Annotated in this window: 19 protein-coding genes; 5 read left to right on the top strand and 14 right to left on the bottom strand. The window is 69.4% G+C overall.

Annotated features, from left to right (window positions below):
* The first annotated feature begins 327 nt into the window (after positions 1-327).
* Both AB0M62_RS29620 and AB0M62_RS29615 read left to right on the top strand, forming a co-directional pair.
* Positions 328-972 (top strand): helix-turn-helix domain-containing protein, encoded by a 645-nt coding sequence (locus tag AB0M62_RS29620; protein ID WP_366077390.1) that lies wholly within the window; start codon positions 328-330, stop codon positions 970-972.
* A complete protein-coding gene (locus AB0M62_RS29615; RefSeq protein WP_366077389.1) occupies positions 969-2,372 on the top strand; it encodes an MFS transporter in 1,404 nt (467 codons plus the stop codon). The genes AB0M62_RS29620 and AB0M62_RS29615 overlap by 4 nt, the downstream gene beginning before the upstream one ends.
* A gap of 429 nt (positions 2,373-2,801) precedes the next feature.
* Here AB0M62_RS29615 and AB0M62_RS29610 read toward each other — a convergent pair whose 3' ends face one another.
* From AB0M62_RS29610 to AB0M62_RS29585, 6 genes are all read right to left on the bottom strand, one after another.
* Positions 2,802-4,139 carry an LLM class flavin-dependent oxidoreductase gene (locus AB0M62_RS29610; RefSeq protein ID WP_366077388.1) on the bottom strand — a complete coding sequence of 446 codons (1,338 nt, stop codon included), beginning with the start codon at positions 4,137-4,139 and terminating at the stop codon, positions 2,802-2,804.
* A 9-nt stretch (positions 4,140-4,148) separates the two neighbouring features.
* Positions 4,149-5,048: an ABC transporter permease gene (locus AB0M62_RS29605; protein ID WP_366077386.1), complete on the bottom strand. Its 900-nt coding sequence runs from the start codon at positions 5,046-5,048 to the stop codon at positions 4,149-4,151.
* The gene (locus AB0M62_RS29600) at positions 5,045-5,857 is read right to left on the bottom strand and encodes an ABC transporter ATP-binding protein (protein WP_366077385.1); all 813 of its coding nucleotides are present in this window, start codon (positions 5,855-5,857) and stop codon (positions 5,045-5,047) included. The genes AB0M62_RS29605 and AB0M62_RS29600 overlap by 4 nt, the downstream gene beginning before the upstream one ends.
* A 5-nt stretch (positions 5,858-5,862) precedes the next feature.
* Complete coding sequence (locus AB0M62_RS29595) at positions 5,863-6,882, bottom strand: ABC transporter substrate-binding protein (RefSeq protein WP_366077384.1); 1,020 nt, start codon at positions 6,880-6,882, stop codon at positions 5,863-5,865.
* A 32-nt stretch (positions 6,883-6,914) separates the two neighbouring features.
* Entirely contained in the window at positions 6,915-7,469 is a 555-nt protein-coding gene (gene ssuE, locus AB0M62_RS29590; RefSeq protein WP_366077382.1) for an NADPH-dependent FMN reductase, read from the bottom strand.
* Positions 7,470-7,716: 247 nt separating this feature from the next.
* The gene (locus AB0M62_RS29585) at positions 7,717-7,770 is read right to left on the bottom strand and encodes a hypothetical protein (RefSeq protein WP_366077391.1); all 54 of its coding nucleotides are present in this window, start codon (positions 7,768-7,770) and stop codon (positions 7,717-7,719) included.
* Between AB0M62_RS29585 and AB0M62_RS29580 the strand changes: the two genes are divergently transcribed.
* Entirely contained in the window at positions 7,747-8,286 is a 540-nt protein-coding gene (locus AB0M62_RS29580; protein ID WP_366077381.1) for a DUF4236 domain-containing protein, read from the top strand. The two genes, AB0M62_RS29585 and AB0M62_RS29580, sit on opposite strands and share 24 nt — an antisense overlap.
* A gap of 5 nt (positions 8,287-8,291) precedes the next feature.
* On the opposite strand, the gene AB0M62_RS29575 is transcribed toward AB0M62_RS29580, so the two are convergent.
* Positions 8,292-8,837 (bottom strand): DUF1697 domain-containing protein, encoded by a 546-nt coding sequence (locus AB0M62_RS29575; RefSeq protein WP_366077380.1) that lies wholly within the window; start codon positions 8,835-8,837, stop codon positions 8,292-8,294.
* A 73-nt stretch (positions 8,838-8,910) separates the two neighbouring features.
* A complete protein-coding gene (locus AB0M62_RS29570; RefSeq protein WP_366077379.1) occupies positions 8,911-10,110 on the bottom strand; it encodes a S8 family peptidase in 1,200 nt (399 codons plus the stop codon).
* Positions 10,111-10,497: 387 nt separating this feature from the next.
* Between AB0M62_RS29570 and AB0M62_RS29565 the strand changes: the two genes are divergently transcribed.
* The gene (locus AB0M62_RS29565) at positions 10,498-12,780 is read left to right on the top strand and encodes an MMPL family transporter (RefSeq protein WP_366077378.1); all 2,283 of its coding nucleotides are present in this window, start codon (positions 10,498-10,500) and stop codon (positions 12,778-12,780) included.
* Between the two features lie 145 nt (positions 12,781-12,925).
* On the opposite strand, the gene mgt is transcribed toward AB0M62_RS29565, so the two are convergent.
* The 4 genes from mgt to AB0M62_RS29545 form a co-directional block, all read right to left on the bottom strand.
* A complete protein-coding gene (mgt, locus tag AB0M62_RS29560; protein ID WP_366077377.1) occupies positions 12,926-14,128 on the bottom strand; it encodes a macrolide-inactivating glycosyltransferase in 1,203 nt (400 codons plus the stop codon).
* 633 nt (positions 14,129-14,761) lie between these two features.
* Positions 14,762-16,048: an extracellular solute-binding protein gene (locus AB0M62_RS29555; protein WP_366077376.1), complete on the bottom strand. Its 1,287-nt coding sequence runs from the start codon at positions 16,046-16,048 to the stop codon at positions 14,762-14,764.
* The gene (locus AB0M62_RS29550) at positions 16,048-16,887 is read right to left on the bottom strand and encodes a carbohydrate ABC transporter permease (RefSeq protein ID WP_366077375.1); all 840 of its coding nucleotides are present in this window, start codon (positions 16,885-16,887) and stop codon (positions 16,048-16,050) included. Before AB0M62_RS29550 ends, AB0M62_RS29555 begins: the two co-directional genes overlap by 1 nt.
* Entirely contained in the window at positions 16,884-17,828 is a 945-nt protein-coding gene (locus tag AB0M62_RS29545; RefSeq protein WP_366077374.1) for a sugar ABC transporter permease, read from the bottom strand. Before AB0M62_RS29545 ends, AB0M62_RS29550 begins: the two co-directional genes overlap by 4 nt.
* Before the next feature lie 156 nt (positions 17,829-17,984).
* Between AB0M62_RS29545 and AB0M62_RS29540 the strand changes: the two genes are divergently transcribed.
* A complete protein-coding gene (locus AB0M62_RS29540; protein WP_366077373.1) occupies positions 17,985-18,836 on the top strand; it encodes an aminoglycoside phosphotransferase family protein in 852 nt (283 codons plus the stop codon).
* A gap of 7 nt (positions 18,837-18,843) precedes the next feature.
* Here the strand turns inward: AB0M62_RS29540 and AB0M62_RS29535 are convergent, their stop codons facing one another.
* Positions 18,844-19,572 (bottom strand): 3'-5' exonuclease, encoded by a 729-nt coding sequence (locus AB0M62_RS29535; protein WP_366077372.1) that lies wholly within the window; start codon positions 19,570-19,572, stop codon positions 18,844-18,846.
* Between the two features lie 89 nt (positions 19,573-19,661).
* A complete protein-coding gene (locus tag AB0M62_RS29530) occupies positions 19,662-20,927 on the bottom strand; it encodes an SAV2148 family HEPN domain-containing protein (protein WP_366077371.1) in 1,266 nt (421 codons plus the stop codon).
* Positions 20,928-21,030 lie beyond the last annotated feature (103 nt).

Here is a 21,030-nt window from a genome sequence, read left to right as displayed (position 1 = left end):
AACCTTCAGCATCGACATCCTCACTCCACCGATCAACCCTTAACTTCATGGCCTTGGCCTAAAGGCCGGGATTCCCTGCGAAGAACAAGGGATGGCGAAGGGCTCCCACGGCATGGGGGGAGTCGAAGGTCGCGATGCAGCAAGCCCGCGTCGCTTCCTTCTGCGCTCAGGCCGCAGAGCACCCGGGCTGGGGAACGTACGGACGCGTGAGGCTGTCCAGTCCCGTCATCGACGCGGTGCCGCTGACACGGGCTACCAACCAACTTTCCAAATTAATTTCTGCAAAAATACTTTTGGAAAGTCTCTGGTTCGCTCTACTGTCCCGTCATGGTCAGCGAAGAGCAGAAACGCGTACTCGATCCCGAGCAAGACGCAGCAGCCCTGAAGGCCCTCACGCACCCTCTGCGCATCCGGCTGCTCGGGATGCTGCGGCAGGACGGACCGGCCACCGCGAGTGAACTCGCGGTCAGCACCGGGGAGTCATCCGCTTCCACCAGCTATCACCTGCGGGTTCTGGCGAAGTACGCGTTCGTCGCCGAGGCCGAGCACCGTGACGGGCGGGAGCGCCGCTGGCAGGCCGTGCACTCCGTGACCTCCTGGAGCAACAAGGCAATGGAAGCCTCACCGGGCAGCCGCGCCTGGGTCAGCCTGTCGCGCAGGGCCCAGATCGAGCACCTGGAGGCATCTCTCGCCCGGCACGAGGCCGACATCGCCGACGGGAGGCTGGGCCAGGAGTGGGTGGAGCCGTCCGGAATCAACGACCTGATGCCCCGCCTGACCCCCGAATCGCTCACCGAACTCTGGGAGGTGCTCGACCGAAAGCTGGAGCAACTCACCACCCGTGACGCAGAAGATCCGCGCGCAGCGCAGGTCGTATTCCTCACCGTCGGGTTGCCCCTGGCACCGCGCGACCCCGGCGCCGAGGCGGACACCTCTGCCCCTGCAAGGACAGATGCCGAGGACGCGTCATGACCGAGCCGCTGGACATACGCACCGCACGCCGCCGCTACATCACGGTCTGCGTTCTGTTCTGGCTGCCATTGGGACTGACCATCGCTCCCCTGATCCTGCTGTTCACCGAGCGCGGCATGGCCATGGCGGCCATCGCGGGCTTCTTCGCCGCACACTCCCTCACCGCCGCCGCACTGGAACTACCGACCGGAGGACTGTCCGACGTCCTCGGACGCCGCGCTGTTCTGGCCGCCGCCGGCCTGCTGAACCTGACCGCCTTGGCCCTTGTAGGCCTGGGCACTGCTCCTTGGCTGCTCGGCCTCGGCATGGCCCTGATGGGCGCGGGCCGTGCCCTGTCCAGCGGACCGGCCGAAGCCTGGTACGTCGACACCGTCCACGCGGAATCCGGCCCCGACGCCGAACTCCGCACCGGCTTGGCCCACGGCTCCTCCGCGACATCCGCCGCGCTCGCCACGGGCACCCTGCTCGGCGGTGCCCTTCCCTGGCTGCTCGGACTCGGCCCTGACCTCGGCGCCCGACTCAGCGAGTCAACGTCCGAGCTGGTGCTGCCCCTTTCTGTTCCGATGCTGCTGGGCGCAGCGGTCGAGATCGCCTTCGTGCTGTATGTCCTGACCGCTCTGCGGGAGCCGCCCCGGCCGGCGGCCACCTTGCGCGATGTACTCCGAGGCATCCCGGCCACCGTCGTGGGCGGACTACGGCTGGGGGGCCGCGATGCTCTGGTCCGCCGGGTGTTCATCAGCGCAGGGGCCGTCGGCAGCGCCCTGGCCGCGATCGAACTGCTCACACCGGGCCGCGCCGCAGCTCTCACGGGCGCATCGGAGTCGGGGGCGGTGCTCTTCGCCGTACTCGCCTGCGCTGGATTCATCTGCGCGGGTATCGGCAGCCATCTCGCACCGCTGACCGCCCGGCTTGCGGGCAGTGGCGAGCGTGCGGTCATGGTGAGCCTCGGCGCGAGCGCGAGCGGCCTGCTTCTGCTCGGCGCCACCGCAGTGTTCACAGGAGTGGGTTCCATGGTCCTCGCGGCCATCGGATTCGGCCTGGTCTACCTTGGGCTCGGCGCGGCGGGGCCGAGTGAGAACGACCTCTTGCACCGCCGTGTCGCAAGTTCGGGCCGGGCCACCGCGCTGTCCGTCCAGTCTCTCGCTCTGCAACTGGTGGCAGCGCTCACCGGCTTGATCATTGGTGTCCTTCCGTCAGGCCCGCTGCCATGGCTGTCGGGAGGCACCGCGCTGCTGACAGGAGCCCTCCTGTGGATTCACCGCAGCGGGCCCACACCCCGACTCCGGCGGCCATGCCTCAGCCGCACACCGTGTCGCCCTCCCCGAGCACCTCCAGCTCCAACTCCCACCAGGAACATGTCGATCAGTAGCGCTGGGACCAACAACCCGGAGACCGCATAGCGGCAGTTTTCCGTTCAGGACAGCATGTTCGCGACCACACGGCTCGTTCGCGCGGCGCTCATCTGTCGACCGATTGATGAGCGAGATCGGTAAGCGGCGGGCGCTCGGCCGGATCAGCGCCGGATCATGCCCATAAAACGGTGTCAGAAAGTTGATTTACTCAAGAACTTGCGGAACACCCTTTTCTGTACGATCTGTCGGGTGCAGCCACCCCCCGGACGACGACACCGCCGATCTCCTCGCCCCCGTTCCGGCCGTACGGACCGGCGGCCTCGTGGCGACGACCGTTCCTCTGGACGGCCCTGTTCCGCCGCGACACGAAGGCGTAGGCGCCCCCCACTATGCGCCGGACCGCCCCGGAATGTGGCGGTCCCAATGGGCTCCTCGGCCCGCCCGCTCATGAGGTCCGCCGGTCCGGAATGAGCGGCGTCAGCCGCCGGCCACCGCGAGCCGGTTGGCCGGGCGGGCCAGGCCGTAGTGCTCGCGCAGGGTGCCGCCCGTGTACTCGGTGCGGAACAGGCCGCGCGCCTGGAGCAGCGGGACGACCTGGTCCACGAAGTGGTCGAGGCCGCCGGGGAGGTAGGGCGGCATGATGTTGAAGCCGTCGGCGGCCCTCTGGGTGAACCACTCCTGGAGCTGGTCCGCGATCTGCTCGGGGGTGCCGGCGAAGACCCGGTGGCCGCGGCCGCCGCCGAGGCGGGCGATGAGCTCGCGGATGGTGAGGTTCTCGCGGCGGGCCAGTTCGGCGACCAGGGTGAAGCGGGACTTGTTGCCGTTGATGTCCCGCTCCTCCGGCAGGTCGGGCAGCGGGCCGTCGAGCGGCAGGCCGGTGAGGTTGGTGCCCAGCATGCCGGAGAGCTGCTGGAGTCCGTACTCGGGCACCTGGAGCGCGGTGAGCTCGTCGTGCAGGGCGTGTGCCTCGGCCTCGGTGGACCCGATGACGGGGCAGATGCCGGGGAGGATCTTCAACTGGTCCGCGCTACGGCCGTACTTCGCGAGCCTGGACTTGAGGTCCTTGTAGAAGGTCTGGCCGTCCGCGAGCGTCTGCTGAGCGGTGAACACGGCTTCCGCGTACCGGGCGGCGAACTCCTTGCCGTCGTCGGAGGACCCGGCCTGGACCAGCAGCGGATAGCCCTGCGGAGGACGCTGGACGTTGAGCGGGCCCTGCACCCGGAAGTGCTCGCCGCGGTGGTCGATCGGCCGCACTTTGCCAACGTCGGCGTACACGCCGCGCTGCCGGTCGACGACCGGTGCGTCGTCCTGCCAGCTGTCCCAGAGCTTGGTGGCGACGTCGAGGAACTCGGCGGCGCGCTCGTAGCGCAGGGAGTGCTCGAGGTGCTGGTCGAGGCCGAAGTTACGGGCCTCCGCCTCGGTGCCCGAGGTCACGATGTTCCATCCGGCACGGCCGTTGCTGAGGTGGTCCAGCGAAGCGAACTTCCGGGCGACGTGGAACGGCTCGTTGAAGGTGGTGGAGACCGTCGCGATCAGGCCGATGTGCTCGGTCGCGGCGGCCAGCGCGGAAAGCAGGGTCAGCGGCTCGAATCCGCCCACCGCGTTGTAGCGGGCGTTGCCCCACAGGGTGAGGCCGTCGGCGAGGAAGAGGGAGTCGAGCTTGCCGCGCTCGGCGGTGCGCGCCAGCTCCTGGAAGTAGGCGAGGTCGGTGATCCGTTCGGGCTGGGTGCGCGGGTGGCGCCACGCGGCGTCGTGGTGGCCCGCGTTCATCAGGAAGGCGTTGAGATGGAACTGGCGTGGGGAGTCGGCAGACATGAGTGGTCCTCAGTTTCCGGTAGGAGTGCGCCAGGAGGTGAAGCGGCGTTCGAGGGCCACCAGAAGCTGGTTGAAGGCCACGCCGATGGCGGAGATGGTGATGATCCCGGCGTACATCTCCGGAATCGCGAAGTTGAACTGTGAGGCGTTGATGAGGTAGCCGAGCCCCGCTTTCGCGCCCACCATCTCGGCCGCGACCAGGACGAGGATGGCGACGGCACCGGCCAGCCGGATGCCGGTGAAGACGGTCGGCACGGAAGCCGGGAGGATCACCTTCTGGAAGATCCTCGGCGCGGGCATGTCCATCGACCTGGCCAGCCTGAGCAGGGTGGGATCGACGCTGCGGACCGCGCTGATGGTGTTGAGCAGGATCGGCCAGGTGCAGGCGTACAAAACGATCGTGATCTTCGAGGTCTCGCCGATGCCGAGCAGCAGGGTGAAGACGGGCAGCAGGGCGAGCGCGGCGGTGTTGCGGAACACCTCGAGCAGGGGCCCGAGCAGTCCGGCGAGCGGGCGGTACCAGCCGATCAGCAGTCCGAGCGGTATCGCGAGGGCGAGTGCCAGACCGAATCCTGCGAAGGAACGGCTCAGGCTCGCCCGGGCGTGTTCGGCCAGCTGCCCGTTGCCGGCCAGTTCCCACCAGACGACGGCGACTTCGGAGAAGGGAGGCAGGAAGGTCCGGTAGACGAGTCCGAGCCGGGGCGCCACCTCCCATACGGCGAGCAGCGCGGCGATCGCCGCGGTCCGGGTGAGTACGGTCAGCAGGATCCTGCCGGTCCGCCGGGTGGCGGCTCGCAGCACCGGGGCGGCTGCTGATCCGCCCGGCCGGGGCCCGCTCGGCCGGCCGGCCGCGCTCACCGCGACGGCCTCGGGGGCGACGACGGCGGTCTTCTCGGTGGTGATGCTCATGGGGATACGGCCTCCCTCTCCTGTTCCTGGGCCCGTGTGACCTCGTCCCGCAACAGGTTCCAGATCTGGTGGCGGTGGCGCGCGAACTCGGGGCTCGATCGCGCGTCGCTGTCGGCGGTCCTCGGACCCCGGTCGATGCGGACGACCTCTTTGATCCGGCCGGGCCGGGAGGTGACGACGGCGACCCGCCGGCCGAGGTGGACCGCCTCGTCGATGCCGTGGGTGATGAAGACGATGGTCTTGCCGGTGCGTTCCCAGATCCGCAGCAGCTCGTCCTGAAGGGATTCGCGCGTCTGGGCGTCGAGTGCGGCGAAGGGTTCGTCCATGAGGAGGACGTCCGGGTCGTAGGCGAGGCTGCGGGCGATGGCCACCCGCTGCCGCATCCCGCCGGAGAGTTCGTGCGGGTGGCGGTCCTCGAAGCCGCTCAGGCCGACGAGTTCGAGGTACTCCCTGGCCCGCTCGGCCCGCTTGCGGCGGGGAACGCCGGTGGCCTCCAGGCCGAACTCGACGTTGCCCTGCGCGGTGCGCCAGGGCAGCAACGCGTACTGCTGGAAGACGATGCCGCGGTCGAGACCGGGCCCGGTGACGGGCTTGCCGTCCAGCAGGATCTGTCCGCCGGTCGGCTCGGCGAGGCCGCCGAGAAGGTCGAGGAGGGTGGACTTGCCGCAGCCGCTGGGCCCGACGATGACGACGAACTCGCCTGCGGCGATGTCCAGGTCGATCCCCTCCAGGGCGACGACGTCCTGCTGCTGCCTGCCGCGTCCCGGGAAGGTCTTGCCCACTCCCCGGAAGCTGATCTTCGCAGTCACTGCCGTCAACTCCCCTGGCCGGCGCGGAAACCGTTGAACTCGTTGGTGTAGAGCGCGGACACCTTCACCTGGCCCTGCCTGATGTCGCCGCGCTCCGTCAGCCAGTCGGCCCAGACGGACAGCTCCTTGGGGTCGATCCGGCCGCCGGTTCCCGCGACACCGTAGGAGCGCCAGTACTTGAGTGCGGCGGGGCTCTCGTTCCGCTTGCGCTTGGCCACGATTTCGGTCATCCGGGCGACGACCTCCTCGCGCGGGGTGCTGCGTGACCACTCCAGCGCCTTCGCGACACCCGTGACGAAGGTGCGTACGGTCTGCGGGTTCTGCTCGATGAAGCGGTCGGTCAGCAGATACGTGCCGGCGCTGAAGGAACCGCGCAGATCGAAGTCGCTGAACAGCTTGCGCACTCCACCGGTCTCCAGTGCCTTGTCGCGCAGGATGCCGCCGAGAACGGCGACGTCTATCTGGCTTCGGCGCAGGGCCTGTTCGGTGTTGACCGGCGGGATGACGATCCGGTCGACCTTGGCGGCCTCGGTCCGCGTCAGTCCGTGCTTCTTGAGATAGATGTCGAGCATCGCTTCGTGGTGGGCGCCGAGGGTGTTCATCCCGACCTTCTTGCCGATGAGGTCGCGGGCCGCGCGGATGTCGCTCTTCTCCGCCACGTAGAAGCCGCTGTACGCGTCTTTGTCGGAGCCGTAGTAGCTGATGACGGCCTTGACGGAGGCCTGGCGGGCGGCGAGCTTGACCACGGCACCGTTGAAGGCGCCGCCGAAGTCGGTCTGACCGGAGGCGGCGGACCTGATGTCCTGCGGTCCGCTGATGGTGTCGCCGACCCATTCGAGCTTCAGGTCTTCCAGATGGCCGAGCGAGGCGGCGAGTTCGGGCGGCGTGACCTGGCCGGACGAGCCCTGGTAGCGGAGCACGTTGGTGTTCCGCGGGCCGCCATTGCCGCTTGCCGTGCCGCAGCCGGCGGCCAGCGCGGCCAGGCCGGAGAGCACGAGGAAGTTGCGTCGCGAAGTGGTGTGCACGGGATTTCCTTTGCTGACTGCGGGACCGGCCGCTAGCGGAGGGGTGTGGCGGACGCGCTGTCGGGGAGAGCCTGGATGAACTCGTCGACGACGTCGAACAGCCGGAGTTCGGCTTCGGGGCGCAGCTGCGCGCCACCGCCCGGCAGCCGTTCGACATGGCTGTCGAGGAGGAAAGAGCCGGCTACGACGTGCCGGGCGCCGAGCGCCGAGAGCACCGGGCGCAGTGCGTAGTCGATGGTGAGGACGTGCGCCGGGCTGCCGCCGGTGACCAGGGGCAGCACGGTCTTTCCGGCCAGTCCGGACTGCGGCAGCAGGTCGAGAAAGGCCTTGAGCAGGCCGGTGTAGGACGCCTTGAAAACGGGTGTGGCAACGATGAGCGCGTCCGCCGCGGCCACCGCGGCGGTGGCGGCGCGCAGGGCGGGGGTGTCCGAGTGTCCGGCGAGCAATTCGGCGGCGGGCAGCTCACGCACCTTCAGGTGGTCCGCGTCGAACCCGGTGACGGAGAGGCGTTGCACGGCGTGCTCTACCAGCAATTCGGTACGCGAATTCAGCGAAGGGCTTCCGGAGACAGCCAGGATGGAGGTCATGAGTCATTCCGTTTCGGGTACGGAGAGATACCTGAACAACCGGGCGGTCCGCGCACGGGGTATTCAGGGAAGGGCAGAGGAAGTCCCAGCCAGGGAATTCTCCAGTGGCTCGGCCACGGAAATGGCCTGTGCCTCGCGGGCAGCGGTCGCATCCGTCGCGGCGCACGGTGGGAACCAGAGGTTCAGCGCACCCCGCGCGCATCAGTACGCGGACGTGGGGCGGGAAAGGAGGTCAGCTGGGCGTGTTTCAGCGGCCGGCGGCACAAAGTGCGCTGGCGTGACGTCGAAGATCGACGTGCAGGCGCTCTACGAGAATGTCAGCTTGACTCACACCCGAGAGAATGGCAGCCGCTCTCGGCTCCGTCAATATTTGTGCGCACCGTCTCGCATCATGGATTTGTTACAGAATTCTTTCGCGGGATCATTTCACGGCCGCATCGACGATCCGGTCGACTGCCTGCGGCGTCATGGATCCGCAAGGGCGCCGAAGGCCCCGCCGGCATCGCCGCCGCCGCGCGGACGATGGCCCGTCCGGACGCACTCACCCGGCCCGGTGACACAACCGTGGCCACGCCGTGACAGCAAGGGGGAGCCGCTGCTGCACCATGGGCACAAGGAGGCCGATATGTCGTTCTACTACCACAAGCGCATCACCATCGTCCCGAAGCTGGTGCACCTGAATGTCAGCAGCCATGGCTGGTCAGTGACGTTCGGATCCCGCCGGGCCCATGTCACGCGGGACAGCCACGGACATCGCAGCGCTTCGGTGCGGCTGCCGGGCGGCTTCAGCTGGCGGCACCGTTCCCGCCGGCGCTGAACGCCTCAGCCATCGGACATCTCCGTCAGCTTGACGACGGTGTTCCAGTTGCGTGTGGTGGCGTCGATGCCCTTCAGCAGCGCGGGCCGGGCGAGCGCCTCGGCGAGTTTGGAGCGGCCGAGGCCCCCGGGGGTGTGCAGGTAGATGACCCGGTCGCCGAGCCGGAACTCCTCAGGAAGAAACACCGCCCGGTCCAGCGAGGCGAACCGCTCGGGGCCCGCCGGCGCCGACAAGAAGGTGGCGTGCAGCTGCTTGCCCTCCAGCGTGGCCGCGGGAAACGGACAGGCGTCTGCCACCGCGCGCAGATACTCTCCGCTGCGCACCAGGCAGGAGGCGCCGAAGCCGAAGTGGCCCTCGATGGATTTCTCCAGTCCGGCGGCCAGGGCGTCCGGGTCGTCGGACGGGCTGCTGAACACCGCGTTGCCGCTCTGCAGGTACGTCCGCACGTCCCCGTGCCCCAGCTCCGCCAGGAGCGTGCGCAGTTCCGCCATGGGGACCTTCTTGTGCCCGCCCACGTTGATGCCGCGCAGCAGTGCCACGTACGTCGTCATGAACAAACCATAGGACGGCCGCCGCGCCCCGTGGGGGCGGGCGCGGCGGCCGTCGGTCCGGTGCCGGAAGGTGCTACTCGATCACCTTCAGCAGCTTGTTGGGCGTGCCCGCGCTCGGGTTGGCGATCTTGTCCGCCGTGGCACCGGCGGTCAGCGCACCGGTCACCTGCGCCGGGGTCGCGTCCTGGTGGCTTCCGAGGTACACGGCGGCGGCGCCCACCACGTGCGGAGTCGCCATCGACGTACCGGAGATGGTCTTGGTGCCCTGGTCGCTGTCGTTCCAGGCGGACGTGATGTCGGAGCCGGGTGCGTAGATGTCCACGACCGAGCCGAAGTTGGAGAAGTCCGACTGCTTGTCGTCCTCGGTGCTGGAGGCCACGGTGATCGCCTCCTGAACCCGGGCAGGCGAGCCCTGCCCCGCGTCGCTCGACTCGTTGCCGGCCGCCACGCCGAAGGTCACACCCGAGGCGATGGCCTTGCGGACGGCCTCGTCGAGCGCCTCGTCGGCGCCTCCGCCCAGGCTCATGTTCGCGACCGACGGACCCTGGTGGTTCTTGGTCACCCAGTCGATGCCGGCGACGACCTGCTCGGTGGTACCCGAACCGCTGTCGTCGAGCACCCGGACCGCGACGATCTTCGCCTTCTTGGCGACTCCGTGCGACGCGCCGGCGATGGTGCCGGCGACATGCGTGCCGTGGCCGTTGCCGTCATCCGCGCTGTTGTCGTTGTCGACGGCGTCGAAGCCGTGTGCCGCCCGGCCCTCGAAGTCCTTGTGGCCGATCCGGACTCCGGTGTCGATGACGTACGCCGTGACACCCTCACCGGCGGCGTCGGGATAGGCGTACTTCTTGTCGCCCGCGGTGTCGGCCTGGTCGATGCGGTCGAGGCCCCAGGACGGCGGGTTGTCCTGGGTGGCGTTGATGGTGAACTTCTTGTTCTGGACGACCTTGCCGACGTGGGGGTCGGCGGCCAGCCGCTTCGCCTCGGTCGCGGAGAGACCGGAGGCGGAGAAGCCGTTGATGGCGGAGGAGTAGTTCCGCTTGAGCTCGCCGCCGTACTTCTTGGCGAGCCGGCTCTTGTCCGCCTTCTCGTCGAGGATGACGATGTAGCTTCCGCTGACCGCACCCTCCGCGCCGGCGCCGTACACGGTGCCCTCGGCGGGAGTCGCGGCTCCGGCGAGCGGGGAGATCAGGGCGGTGACGCCGGCTGCGGCCGCGACGGCCGATATCGCCGCGGTCAGCCGGATGTTGTTCGAGCGCTTGTGAGTTGCCATGAAGAGGGGTCTCCTCGTGTGCTGTGTGGGGGGTTCAAGCACTGCGGTGAGAGCCCCCGGAGACCGCAAGATTTCCAGGGGCTGGCTCGAAACCCTGACCGATTGACGCGAGCAGATCAAGGGCCTCCGGGAGACCACGACTTGTTCAACAAGGTTTCTCAATAGGAAGGCCTTCGGTCCTCCTCAGGATGCTCACAATTGCCCGGCCTCCTTTACGTGTAGGGGGCTTCCGTCCTCCTTGGTGGGGATGTCGCGACGCCATAAGGAGGAGACGGCGGTCCGACCGGTTCACCGGGCAGCAGGAGGAGACGCCCGGCCCCGGCGCCTAGCGTCGGAAGGGAGGAGGCGGCGCGGTGCCGCCACCGCTCACAGGGGGGCAGGCCCGTCATGGGGAAACAGGCAGGGGACACACCGCGGGGGATCGCCGCCCGGGCGGGCGGGTGGAGTGCCCGGCACCGCTGGGCGGCGGTCGGTATCTGGGTGCTGTTCGTCGTACTCGCCATGGGACTCGGCTCGGCGGCGGGCCGGGTCGACGTCAAGGACAGCGAGCAGTTGTCCGGCGAGGTCGGACAGGCCATGAAGATCATCGAGGATGCGGGGATCGAGGAACCGGCGGGCGAGACGGTCCTCGTGCAGGCGGCTGACTCGTCGACGAAGGCGACGGACCCGGAGTTCCGCGCCGCCGTCGCCGATGTGATGAAGGCGGTCGCGGACACGGGTGAGGCCACCGCCGTCACCTCTCCGTACGACACCAGGACCATTTCCCGGGACGGGCGTTCGGCGCTGGTGCAGTTCAACGTGCGCGGCGACCCGGAGACGGCGAGCGCGCGCATCGAGCCGGTGCTGAAGGCGGTGGCGAAGGTACAGGCCGAGCACAGGGGGGTGCTGATCGAGGAGATCGGCGGTGCCAGCATGAACAAGACCTTCGAGGACGCGTTCGGCGACGACTTCCAGAAGGCGGAGTTCTCTGCCGTCCCTGTCGCGTTCGGCATCCTCCTGATCGCCTTCGGCGCACTCGTCGCCGCGCTGCTGCCGGTCGCCCTGGCCCTCACCGCCATCATGGCGACGATGGGCCTGATGGCCGTCGTCAGCCACTCCATGCCGATGAGCGAGACCGCGAACTCCGTGATGCTGCTGGTGGGTCTGGCGGTCGGCGTCGACTACTGCCTCTTCTACCTGCGCCGCGAGCGCGAGGAGCGAGCCGCGGGCCACGACGGCCGGACCGCCATCGCCATCGCCGCCGCGACCAGCGGCCGCGCGATCCTGGTGTCCGGCATCACCGTGATCGTCGCGATGGGCGGCATGCTCTTCACCGGCCTCGCCGAGTTCGAGGCGATGGGCCTGGCCTCGTTGATGGTCGTCGCGGTGGCCATGGCCGGCTCGGTGACGGTCCTTCCGGCGCTGCTCTCGCTGCTGGGCGAGCGGGTGGAGAAGGGCCGTGTGCCGTTCCTCAACCGCATCAAGCGCGGCAGCAGCAACGGCAGCGGGGAAAGCCGCTTCTGGCGCGCCGTGCTCGGCGGCGTCCTGCGCCGGCCGAAGCTGTCGCTGGTGGTGGCCACCGGCGCGCTTACCGTGATCGCCCTGCCGGCACTCGGGATGCACACCCAGAACCTCACCCTGGACCAGGAGTTCGGCGACTCGCTGCCGATCGTGCGTACGTACGAACGGGTCAACGCGGCTTTCCCCGGCGGGGCCGACCCCGCTCAGGTCGTCGTCAGGGCCGAGGACATCAACGCGGCGCCGGTGCGGCAGGCCATCGCGGACTTCCGGAGCCAGGCAGTCCGTTCGGGTGCCTCGCAGGGCCCGGTCGACGTCGTTACGCACGACAAGCAGAACATCGCGGTCATAGACGTACCGCTGGTCGGCGGCTCCGACCAGGACAAGGCCGTCAAGAGCCTGAACCTGCTGCGCGACCAGGTGCGGCCGGACACCTTGGGCAGGGTCGACGGCGTCGAGGCACCGATCAGCGGCAACGTGGCCGGTTCAAAGGACTTCAACGACCAGATCGTCGGCGCCGTGACGCCGGTGTTCGCGTTCGTCGTCGTCTTCGCTTTCCTGCTGATGCTGCTTTCCTTCAGGTCGCTGACGATCGCGGTCACCTCGATCGTCCTCAACCTGCTGTCGGTGGGCGCGGCCTACGGCATCCTGACCGCCGTCTTCCAGTACGGCTGGGGAGCCTCGCTGGTCGGCGCCGAGGGGGTAGGTGCGATTATCTCCTGGCTGCCGCTGTTCCTGTTCGTCATCCTCTTCGGGCTCTCCATGGACTACCACGTGTTCGTGGTGTCGCGGATCCGGGAGGCGAAGCTCCAGGGCCGGACCACGCGCGACGCGATCACCCACGGTGTGGTGACGACCGCGGGAGTGGTCACCAGCGCGGCCGTGATCATGGTGGCGGTCTTCGCCATCTTCGGCACCCTGTCGATGCAGTCCATGAAGCAGATGGGCGTGGGCCTCGCGGCCGCCGTGCTCATCGACGCGACGATCATTCGCGGTGTGCTCCTGCCGGCCGCGATGGCGCTGCTCGGTGAGCGCAACTGGTACCTGCCCAGCTGGCTCAAGTGGCTGCCGGACCTGACGCACGACGAGGCGGTGGCACCGCCCGGGCCGGCCCCGGAGCCGGCCGGGGGCGTGCAGGACGGGGACGACAAGCACGAGCGGGTGCGCGTCTGACGCTCCGTGGGACGCGAACAACGAGGGGCAGGGCCCGGCAATGCCCCTCACGGGCCCTGCCCACCCCGGTTGCCGGCCCCGTTGCCCGCCACCCCTTACGTTCCTGTCCCGGCGCGGCCGGGCCGGCGCCGGGGCGCGACGGGATCTAGAACCCCGGCAGTTCGGCCTCGACAAGGTCCGCCGCGCGCTTCGTTCCGCCCTCGGCGGCCATGCCCAGCCGGATCTCCGCCGCCTTCGCGGCCACCTCCGGGTCGTCGACCAGGGCCAGCACCGCCTCGCGCAGCGTCTGCGCGGTGGCCTGCTCCATCGGTACATGGCGGGCGACCCCCAGGGCCTGGAGCATGTCGGCGTTCCCGAACTGGTCGACGGCTTGCGGCACCGCGACCATCGGGGTACCGGTGGCCAGCCCCTCCTGGCTGCCGCCTGCGCCCGCATGGGTGATGAACGCGTCGGCCTGCCGCAGGACGGCCAGCTGCGGCACCCAGTGGTGCACCTCGACATTGGCCGGCAGGTCACCGAGCTCCGACTCCTCGACGTACTTGCCGATCTGCAGGACGACATGCCAGCCGGGCAGATCCCCGAAGGCCTTGACGCACTCCCGGTAGAAGCCGGGCTGCTTGGTGAAGGTCGAGCCGAGGGAGACGAGCAGTACGCGCTCCGCACCCGCCGGCCGCTTCCAGTCGCCCTGCTCCGCGCGCTCGCCCTGGCAGGCACCGACGAAGGAGTAGACGGATTCGTCGACCCGGTCCGCGTGGGGCTGGAGAGCCCTGGGGATCAGCACGATGCTGCGGCGCGGCCGTCCGGCGAAGCGGTCCGGGTCGATGTGGCTCATGCCGTGCTCGTCCAGCCAGGCGCGGAAGCGCGCGTAGTACGCCTTGCCGCGCTCGGAAGCCTTGAGTTCGGCGAACATCGGCTCGGCCACCTCCTCCTCGTACCCCTCCCAGGCGACGAGGTTCGGCGAGAGCGAGACGGCCGGGACACCCCAGCGGTGGGCGAGTACGGGCGCCGGGTACGCGGTGATGTCGTGCAGGACGAGGCCGGGCTCGTCCCCTTCGTACGCCTCGATCAGCTGCGGCAGCACCTGCATCGCGTCGTTGAGGAAGGGCTCGATGTTGTCGATCGGCTCCGTACCCCACGCCTCCGGCTCGTCGTCGGTGGGGAGCGTGGAGGTGTACGTCACCGGCTCGGCGCCGGTGGCCGCGACCTTCGAGGCGAAGGACGCGGGGATGGCGTAGGTGACGCGATGCCCGCGGGCGACAAGTTCCCGGATCACTTCGATGCTCGGGTTCACGTGCCCGTGGGCGGCGATGGAGAACATGGCGATGTGGGCACGCTTGCGTGAGGTCATACCCGCCACGATAACGAGACGATACGTCTCGTGCAAGTTCGGCGCGCACCCTCGTCCCTCACCACCGCCTCACCCTTCCGGTACAGCACCTTCGAGCCCGACCGGCGGCACGCTCGTTCCAGAGCCCGGCGGCCCCGCAACTCGATTGCGCCACTCCTGGTTGCGCACCACCCCCGGTCGGCGCCTGGAAGCAGGTACCTCCAAGACAAGAGCGGCGGGCTGGGCCTGGCAGTGACAGGCAGCGCGCGAGAGAGAGGACTGAAGCACGCCGAGGCCGCAGCCGAGCGGTGAAAAGGCCGTCGCACGCTCCAGCCTCAGTGCCAGGCGGACGGCCTTCGGTGGCAATCGGCACCTGGTCTCCCTGCACGGCAGGAGCCGGCAGGGCAAGGACCCGAGGATCGACGACTGGAAGGGCGAGCTGACCGACTTCGCCGTCGCCAACGCGCGCGACCGGGCCCACAAAATCGACGAGTACCTCGCCCACCCGGAGGTCGCCGCCGCGATCGGGCAGGCGATCAGCCCGGGGGGACCGGCCCTCCAGCCGGCGGCCCCACAGAGCCGTCTCCTACACCGCCCCTCGCCTGACTGAGGCTCTGGCTCCGGCTCTGGGCTCACCGACATTCCCGACAGGCCTCACCGCTGATAGCGGGCGAGCACCCGGTTGCCGTCCTCGACAAGGCGTTTCTCCAGTTCGCCGCGGCCGATCGCACCGCTGTAGAACTCCTGAAGCGCGGGGGTTGCCACCTTGTCCTTCCACTCCGGATAGCCACGTACCGACTGCGCGGGCGCCGGACGCAGATGCCGCGCGAGCGCGGTGCCCGTGGCCCAGCCGTTCTCGGCCGTGTGCAGGGCAGGGTCCTTCAGTGCCTGCGTGCCGGTCGGCAGCATCCAGTCGCCCTGCGCGAGCTTCACCATGTTCCGTGGCTGGAGGAAGAAGTCGAGGAAAGCGACCGCCTCCTCCTTGTGCGGGCTGTCCTGGGCCACGGAGAGGGTCTGGGGGCTGACTCCCTGGGTAAGCCCGTCGCGGCCGGCCGGCGCGGGCAGCACCTGCCATTCGAAGCCCTCGGGTGCCTGCTGGACGATCTGCTGACGGTAGGAGAACCCCAGCGGGACCATCGCGTACTTGCCGCCGAAGAGTCCGGGCAGAGTGTCCGAGCCACCGCTGCCGAGCGTCGTACGGGACGCGCTCTCGTCGGTGTTCACCTGGTCGTGGATGGTGCCGGGCACCACCGCGTCGCCCTCGGCGAATCGGATCGTCACCTTGCCGTCCCCGTCCCGGTGGAAGAGCTGCCCGCCCGCCGAGAGACCGAGGTTGAGGGTGGCCGACACCGGATCCTTGAGCGGCCAGGCGACGCCGTACTTGCCGCGTCCGCTCAGCTTCTCGGTGATCTGCCGGAACTCCGCCCAGCTCCACGGCTTTTCGGGCGTCGGGATACGGGCCCCGGACGCCCGGAGGGCCTTGGCGTCCGCGATCAGGACCCGCGGCTCCTGGAGGAACGGCACGCCGTAGACCCCGTCACCGAAGGTCGCGGTCTCCCAGCTGTGCTGCGGGATGTCGCTCTTAAGCCGCTCCGGGAGCAGGCCGCGCAGATCCGCGAGGTAGCCGCCGTACGCGAAGTCGGCGAGGTCGTCGGAGGCGTCGTGGATGATGTCCGGCGCCTCGCCGCCCTCGAACGAGGTCAGCAGCTGGTCGTGGACGCTGTCCCAGCTGCCCTGGACGTATTCCACCTGGACGTCGGGGTGGGTCGCGTTCCACTCCTTCACCAGAGCCTTGTTGGCGTCGACCGACTCCTTCTGCCAGGCCAGTGACTGAAAGCGGAGCCTGACCTTCCCACCAAGGTCCGGTCCGTCGCCGGCGCAGCCGGTGAGCAGAGATGCGAGCACGGCCCCCACCGCGGCAAGGTCCCTCGCCCGCCGCATCAGCTCTTCACCGCCCCGGTCAGCATCCCGCCCGTGACGCGCTTCTGGATGACCGCGAAAATCACCAGGGAGGGCAGCGTCGCGAGAAAGGCGGCCGCCGCGAGCGGGCCGAGGTCGGCAACGCCCTCGGCGCCGAGGAAGTGGGTCAGGACGACCGGCAACGTCTGCTTCTCCGGGGTCTTGAGCAGGACGAGTGCGAAGAAGAACTCGTTCCATGCGGTGATGAAGGCGAACAGCGCGGTGGCGACGATGCCGGGAGCCAGCAGGGGTGCGGTGATCGAGACGAGCGTACGGACCTTGCCGGCGCCGTCCACGGCCGCGGCCTCCTCCAGCTCGGGCGGCACTGCCCGTACGTACCCCACGAGCATCCAGAGCGCGAACGGCAGCGACCACACCACGTACACCATCACCAGGCCCGCGAGGGAGTTGATCAGGTGGAGGTTCTTCAGGATCAGGAACAGCGGGATGATCACCAGGACGAACGGGAACGCCTGGCTGATCACCACCCAGCCGGTGGCCGCCGTGGAGAGCTTGTTGCGGTGCCGGGCCATGACGTACGCCATCGGTGTCGCGACCAGCACCGCGATGAGCGCGGCGCAGACAGCGGTGATCAGGCTGTTCAGCGCAGCCTGGAGCAGAGGCTGTTCGTCGAATGCCTGCCGGAAGCCCGCGAGGGTCGGGTCCTCGGGAATCCAGGTGGGATGCAGGCTGCCCAGCTCACGCGCGGGTTTGAAGGCCGTCGAGATCAGCCAGAGGAAGGGGAACGCGAGGAAGACCAGGTAGGCGAGGAGGGCCAGGTACTGGCCGGCCCGTGCGGACCTGCGGGTGCGGAGTGTCACGCGGTGTCGTCCCCCTTCAGCCGGCCCACCAGGTAGAAGGCGAGGATGACCGAGATCACGGCGACCATCACACAGCCCATGGCGGCCGCGTATCCGAACTGGCCGTAACGGAAGGCCTCTTCGTACGCGAAGAGCATCGGGAGCCGGGTGCGGCCGCCCGGCCCGCCGCTGGTCAGCACATAGACCAGGGCGAACGAGTTGAAGTTCCAGATGAAGTTGAGAGCGGTGATGGCGAGGGCGACCGGCTTGAGCGCGGGCCAGGTGACGGTACGGAAGCGGCGCCAGGCGCCGGCGCCGTCGATCGCCGCGGCCTCGTGCAGTTCGCTGGGGGTGTTCTGGAGTCCGGCGAGGAGGGCGACGGTGGTCTGGGGCATACCCGCCCAGATGCCGACGACGATCACTGCGGGCAGGGCGGTGGCGAGTCCGGTCAGCCAGGCCCGGCCGTCTCCGAGTCCGAGGTCGCGGATGGTTTCGTTGAGGATTCCCGCGTCGGGGTTGTAGACGAGCCGCCACATGATGCCGACGACCACTTCGGGCATCGCCCACGGAATGATCGCCAGCGCTCGGGCCAGCCAGCGCAAGCGGAGATTCTGGTTCAGCAGCAGAGCCAGACCGAGAGCCAGCAGGAACTGCGGGACCGTGACCCCTACCGCCCACAGCAGGCCGATACTGAACGAGTCCCAGAACAGCGTGTCGTGCAGCAGATCCTGGAAGTTCAGCAGCCCGACCCACTGGGTGGGGGCGGTGCGGCCCGACTGGGCGTCGGTGAACGCCAGCGCGATGCCGTAGAGCAGCGGGCCGACGCTGAGCACCAGGATCGGGATGAGCGCCGGCAGCACCAGAAACCAGGCGCCGTGGCCGGTGGGCGTGCCTGCGTCCGGGCGCCTGCCGGTATCGGGCGCCCGCTTGCCGGGCCGCTTCGTCGCGGTCGCCGATGTCACGGATTCTTCTCCTTCGGGCGGATCGCGCGGTCCTGACCGCCCCGGCGGCCCTCGTCATCGTGCTGAGGGGCTCATGGGACGTCAAGCGGCTGCACACCCGGATGCGAGACTTGGCGGATTCACGACGATCAGCGGGAACGGTCAGCAGGAGAGGCGATGGACGAGGCGCGGGCGCGGGAGGTACTGGCAGCGGCGGGTCTGGCACCCGGCGCCGAGCTGCTCGCGCTGGGCGAGAACGCGGTGTTCGGCTCCGGCGGCCTGGTGGTCAAGGTGGGCCGCGACGCGTCCCTGTTGGAGCGGGCGGAGCGCGAACTGGCTGTCGCGGGCTGGCTGGCCGAGGCGGACGTCCCCGCCGTACGGGCGGCCGAGCCCACACCCCGGCTGGCGAACGGCCATCCGGTCACCCTCTGGCACCGGCTCCCGGACGCCGCACGCCCCGCCGGGCCACGCGACCTGGCCCTCCTCCTGCGCACGGTCCACGCCCTCCCGCCGCCGCCGTTCGACCTCCCCCGCCGTGACCTTCTGGATGGAGTCGAGCGCTGGCTGCGGCTCGCGGGCGACGCGATCGATCCCGCGGACGCGGCGTATCTGCGCGAGCGCCGGGACGGTTTCGCCACAGCGGCGGCCGGGCTGACGCCCCGGCTCCAGGTGGGCCCGATCCACGGCGACGCGCTGCCCCGCAATGTGCACATCGGACCGCGCGGCCCCGTCCTGGTCGACCTGGAGACCTTCTCGTCCGATCTGCGCGAACACGACCTGGTGGTGATGGCCCTCTCCCTCGACCGCTACGGCCTGCCGGCCGAGGCGTACCGGGCTTTCACCGAGGAGTACGGCTGGGACGTACGCGCGTGGGACGGCTGCGCGGTGCTCCGAGGGGCCCGGGAGACCGCGAGCTGCGCCTGGGTGGCCCAGCACGCACCCGCAAACCCGAAGGCACTGGAGGAGTTCAGGCGGAGGGTCGCCTCTCTGCGCGACAACGACCCCGTGGTCCGCTGGTACCCGTTCTGACGCGGGCTCAGCCGGCCGCGCGTACCACCGCGACCTCGCGCAGTGGCCAGGACCCGTCCACCACAGCGTCCGGCGTTCCCTTCCCGCGCAGGAAGCTCTGGAAGTTCGCCGCCCACTGCGCATACCACGTGATCTGCTGCGCGTGCAGGTCGGCAAGGCCCAGCGCGCCGACCTTGGGGTGCCGTTCGGCTATCGCGTACGCCACCCGGACCGCCGCCAAGGCGTCCGCTCCCGCCTCGTGAGCCGTGTCGAGGACGATGCCGTACTCCGTGCAGACCGCCTCCAGCGTGCGCTTGCCCCTGCGGTAGCGGTCGACGGCCCGGTCGATCGTGTACGGGTCGATGACGGGGCCGGCCGGTGCGCCGCCCAGCCGGTCGGAGAGCGACGGCAGCCCGTACCGCCGGAGTTCCGCCGTGAGCAGGGTCAGGTCGAAGGCGGCGTTGTACGCGACGACCGGCACCCCTGTGCGCCAGTGGTCGGCCAGTGCGGAGGCGACCGAGTCGGCGACCTCGTCAGCGGGTCTGCCGTGCGACGAGACATGCTCGTTGGTGATGCCGTGGACCGCGACCGCTTCCTCGGGAATGGGAACACCCGGGTCGGCCAGCCACTCCCGGTGGGCTGTCGGCTCGCCGTCCTTCACCTCGACGACCGCGGCCGTCACGATCCGCGCCTCCCCCGGGTCGGTCCCCGTCGTCTCCAGATCGAAGCCGATCAGCGTCTCGCGGTGCCAGCCCATCGCGGCCCTCCCTCATGGTGCGTCCCCCTGTTGAGAAACACCCTCGCATCCGCCACTGACAATCAGGACACCGCCCTCAGCTCGCGGTCTCAGGACACAGGACGGGAGTCGGCCCACACGGATTCGAATTCCTCCCGGTATGTCGCGAACAGCCCATGGTCCGCGTCCAGGTCGTGGCCGGGCTTGACCACATTGCGGCGGCCGCCCCGCAGCACGAGGACAGGCGCCTCCATGCCGCGCGCCCGCCGCAGATACGACTGAACGACGGCGATGCTCCCCGTTCCGCCCGAGCCCCCGTTGCCGTCGACGAGGTAGGCGGTGAACCGTGGGGTCTCGTCGAAGACATGGATCTCGAAGGCGTCCGGGTCGCGCAGCCGGGACCTCACCCGCCGCATATGGAGGATGTTCATCTCCACGGACCGGCTCAGCTCGCCCTTCTTGAGGCCGAGCTCGCGCTCCCGCCGCTTCACCGCACTGCTGGCCGGATTGAGGAAGAGCAGCCGCACCCGGCAGCCGGACTCGGCCAGCCTGACCAGCCGGCGGCCGGAGAAGTTCTGGACCAGCAGGTTCAGGCCTATGCCGATCGCGTCCAGCCGGCGCGCGCCGCCGAAGAGGTCCTCGGCCGGGATCTGGCGTTGCAGCCGCACCCGGTCGGGGTGGACGGAGACGACATCGGCATAGCGGTCGCCGACCAGATCCTCCACCGCGTCGATGGGGAGCCGGTCGGCGGACGGCACTCCTGCGCCGCTGCCCAGGATCTCCAGCAGCCGGGCGGAGGCCCGCTCGGCCTGGGCGAGCACCGTCTCGGACAGCGCGCGGTTGCGCGAGACGACGTTCCGGGTGACCTCCAGTTCGTCCAGCGCCAGTTCGACGTCGCGCCGGTCGTCGAAGTACGGCTCGAAACACGGCCAGTGCTGGACCATGAGCTCGCGCAGCTGCGGGAGGGTCAGGAAGCTCAGCACGTTGTCGTCCGCCGGGTCCAGCAGGTACCCCTTGCGGCGGCTGACCTCACGTACCGCCACCGCGCGCTGGACCCACTCCTGGCCCGCCGGCCCCGCCGCCGCAACGACCCACTCGTCCTCGCCGTGGACAGGTTCGTAGATGGGCCGGAGCACCGCCGCGACGACGGCACGCAGCCGCTGTTCGACGAGATTCAGCCAGATGTAGGCCCGGCCTGCCCGCTGGGCACGTGTCCGCACCTCGCTCCAGGCGTCGGTTCCCCAGTCCAGCTCCGGTCCGATCTGTGATCCGCTCTCCACCGGCCTTGCCACGGACACCGCTCCGGGCGGGACGTCTGTGGGGCCGCCCTCGTGACCTCCGTCACCAGGGGGCAGCTCCAGCCCTCCCGAGCTCACCCGCGCACCGCCTTCTGCTCCTGGACGCCCGCCTCCAACGATCAAGGAAGGGTACTCCCCGAGCGGGAGGCGGTGCAGCCGGATGGACAGGCCGCTTATCCAA

This window comes from Streptomyces sp. NPDC051219 (assembly GCF_040682335.1).
Lineage (GTDB): Bacteria > Actinomycetota > Actinomycetes > Streptomycetales > Streptomycetaceae > Streptomyces.
Note: the sequence above shows the minus strand (reverse complement) of the source record. Positions and strands in the feature narration are given on the sequence as shown.

Excerpts from the sequence above, each read along its gene's own strand:
- AB0M62_RS29620 (WP_366077390.1), top strand. The coding sequence starts at position 328 with ATGGTCAGCGAAGAGCAGAAACGCGTACTCGATCCCGAGCAAGACGCA.
- AB0M62_RS29615 (WP_366077389.1), top strand. The coding sequence starts at position 969 with ATGACCGAGCCGCTGGACATACGCACCGCACGCCGCCGCTACATCACG.
- AB0M62_RS29610 (WP_366077388.1), bottom strand. The coding sequence starts at position 4,139 with ATGTCTGCCGACTCCCCACGCCAGTTCCATCTCAACGCCTTCCTGATG.
- AB0M62_RS29605 (WP_366077386.1), bottom strand. The coding sequence starts at position 5,048 with ATGAGCATCACCACCGAGAAGACCGCCGTCGTCGCCCCCGAGGCCGTC.
- ssuE (WP_366077382.1), bottom strand. The coding sequence starts at position 7,469 with ATGACCTCCATCCTGGCTGTCTCCGGAAGCCCTTCGCTGAATTCGCGT.
- AB0M62_RS29575 (WP_366077380.1), bottom strand. The coding sequence starts at position 8,837 with ATGACGACGTACGTGGCACTGCTGCGCGGCATCAACGTGGGCGGGCAC.
- AB0M62_RS29570 (WP_366077379.1), bottom strand. The coding sequence starts at position 10,110 with ATGGCAACTCACAAGCGCTCGAACAACATCCGGCTGACCGCGGCGATA.
- AB0M62_RS29565 (WP_366077378.1), top strand. The coding sequence starts at position 10,498 with ATGGGGAAACAGGCAGGGGACACACCGCGGGGGATCGCCGCCCGGGCG.
- mgt (WP_366077377.1), bottom strand. The coding sequence starts at position 14,128 with ATGACCTCACGCAAGCGTGCCCACATCGCCATGTTCTCCATCGCCGCC.
- AB0M62_RS29555 (WP_366077376.1), bottom strand. The coding sequence starts at position 16,048 with ATGCGGCGGGCGAGGGACCTTGCCGCGGTGGGGGCCGTGCTCGCATCT.
- AB0M62_RS29540 (WP_366077373.1), top strand. The coding sequence starts at position 17,985 with ATGGACGAGGCGCGGGCGCGGGAGGTACTGGCAGCGGCGGGTCTGGCA.
- AB0M62_RS29535 (WP_366077372.1), bottom strand. The coding sequence starts at position 19,572 with ATGGGCTGGCACCGCGAGACGCTGATCGGCTTCGATCTGGAGACGACG.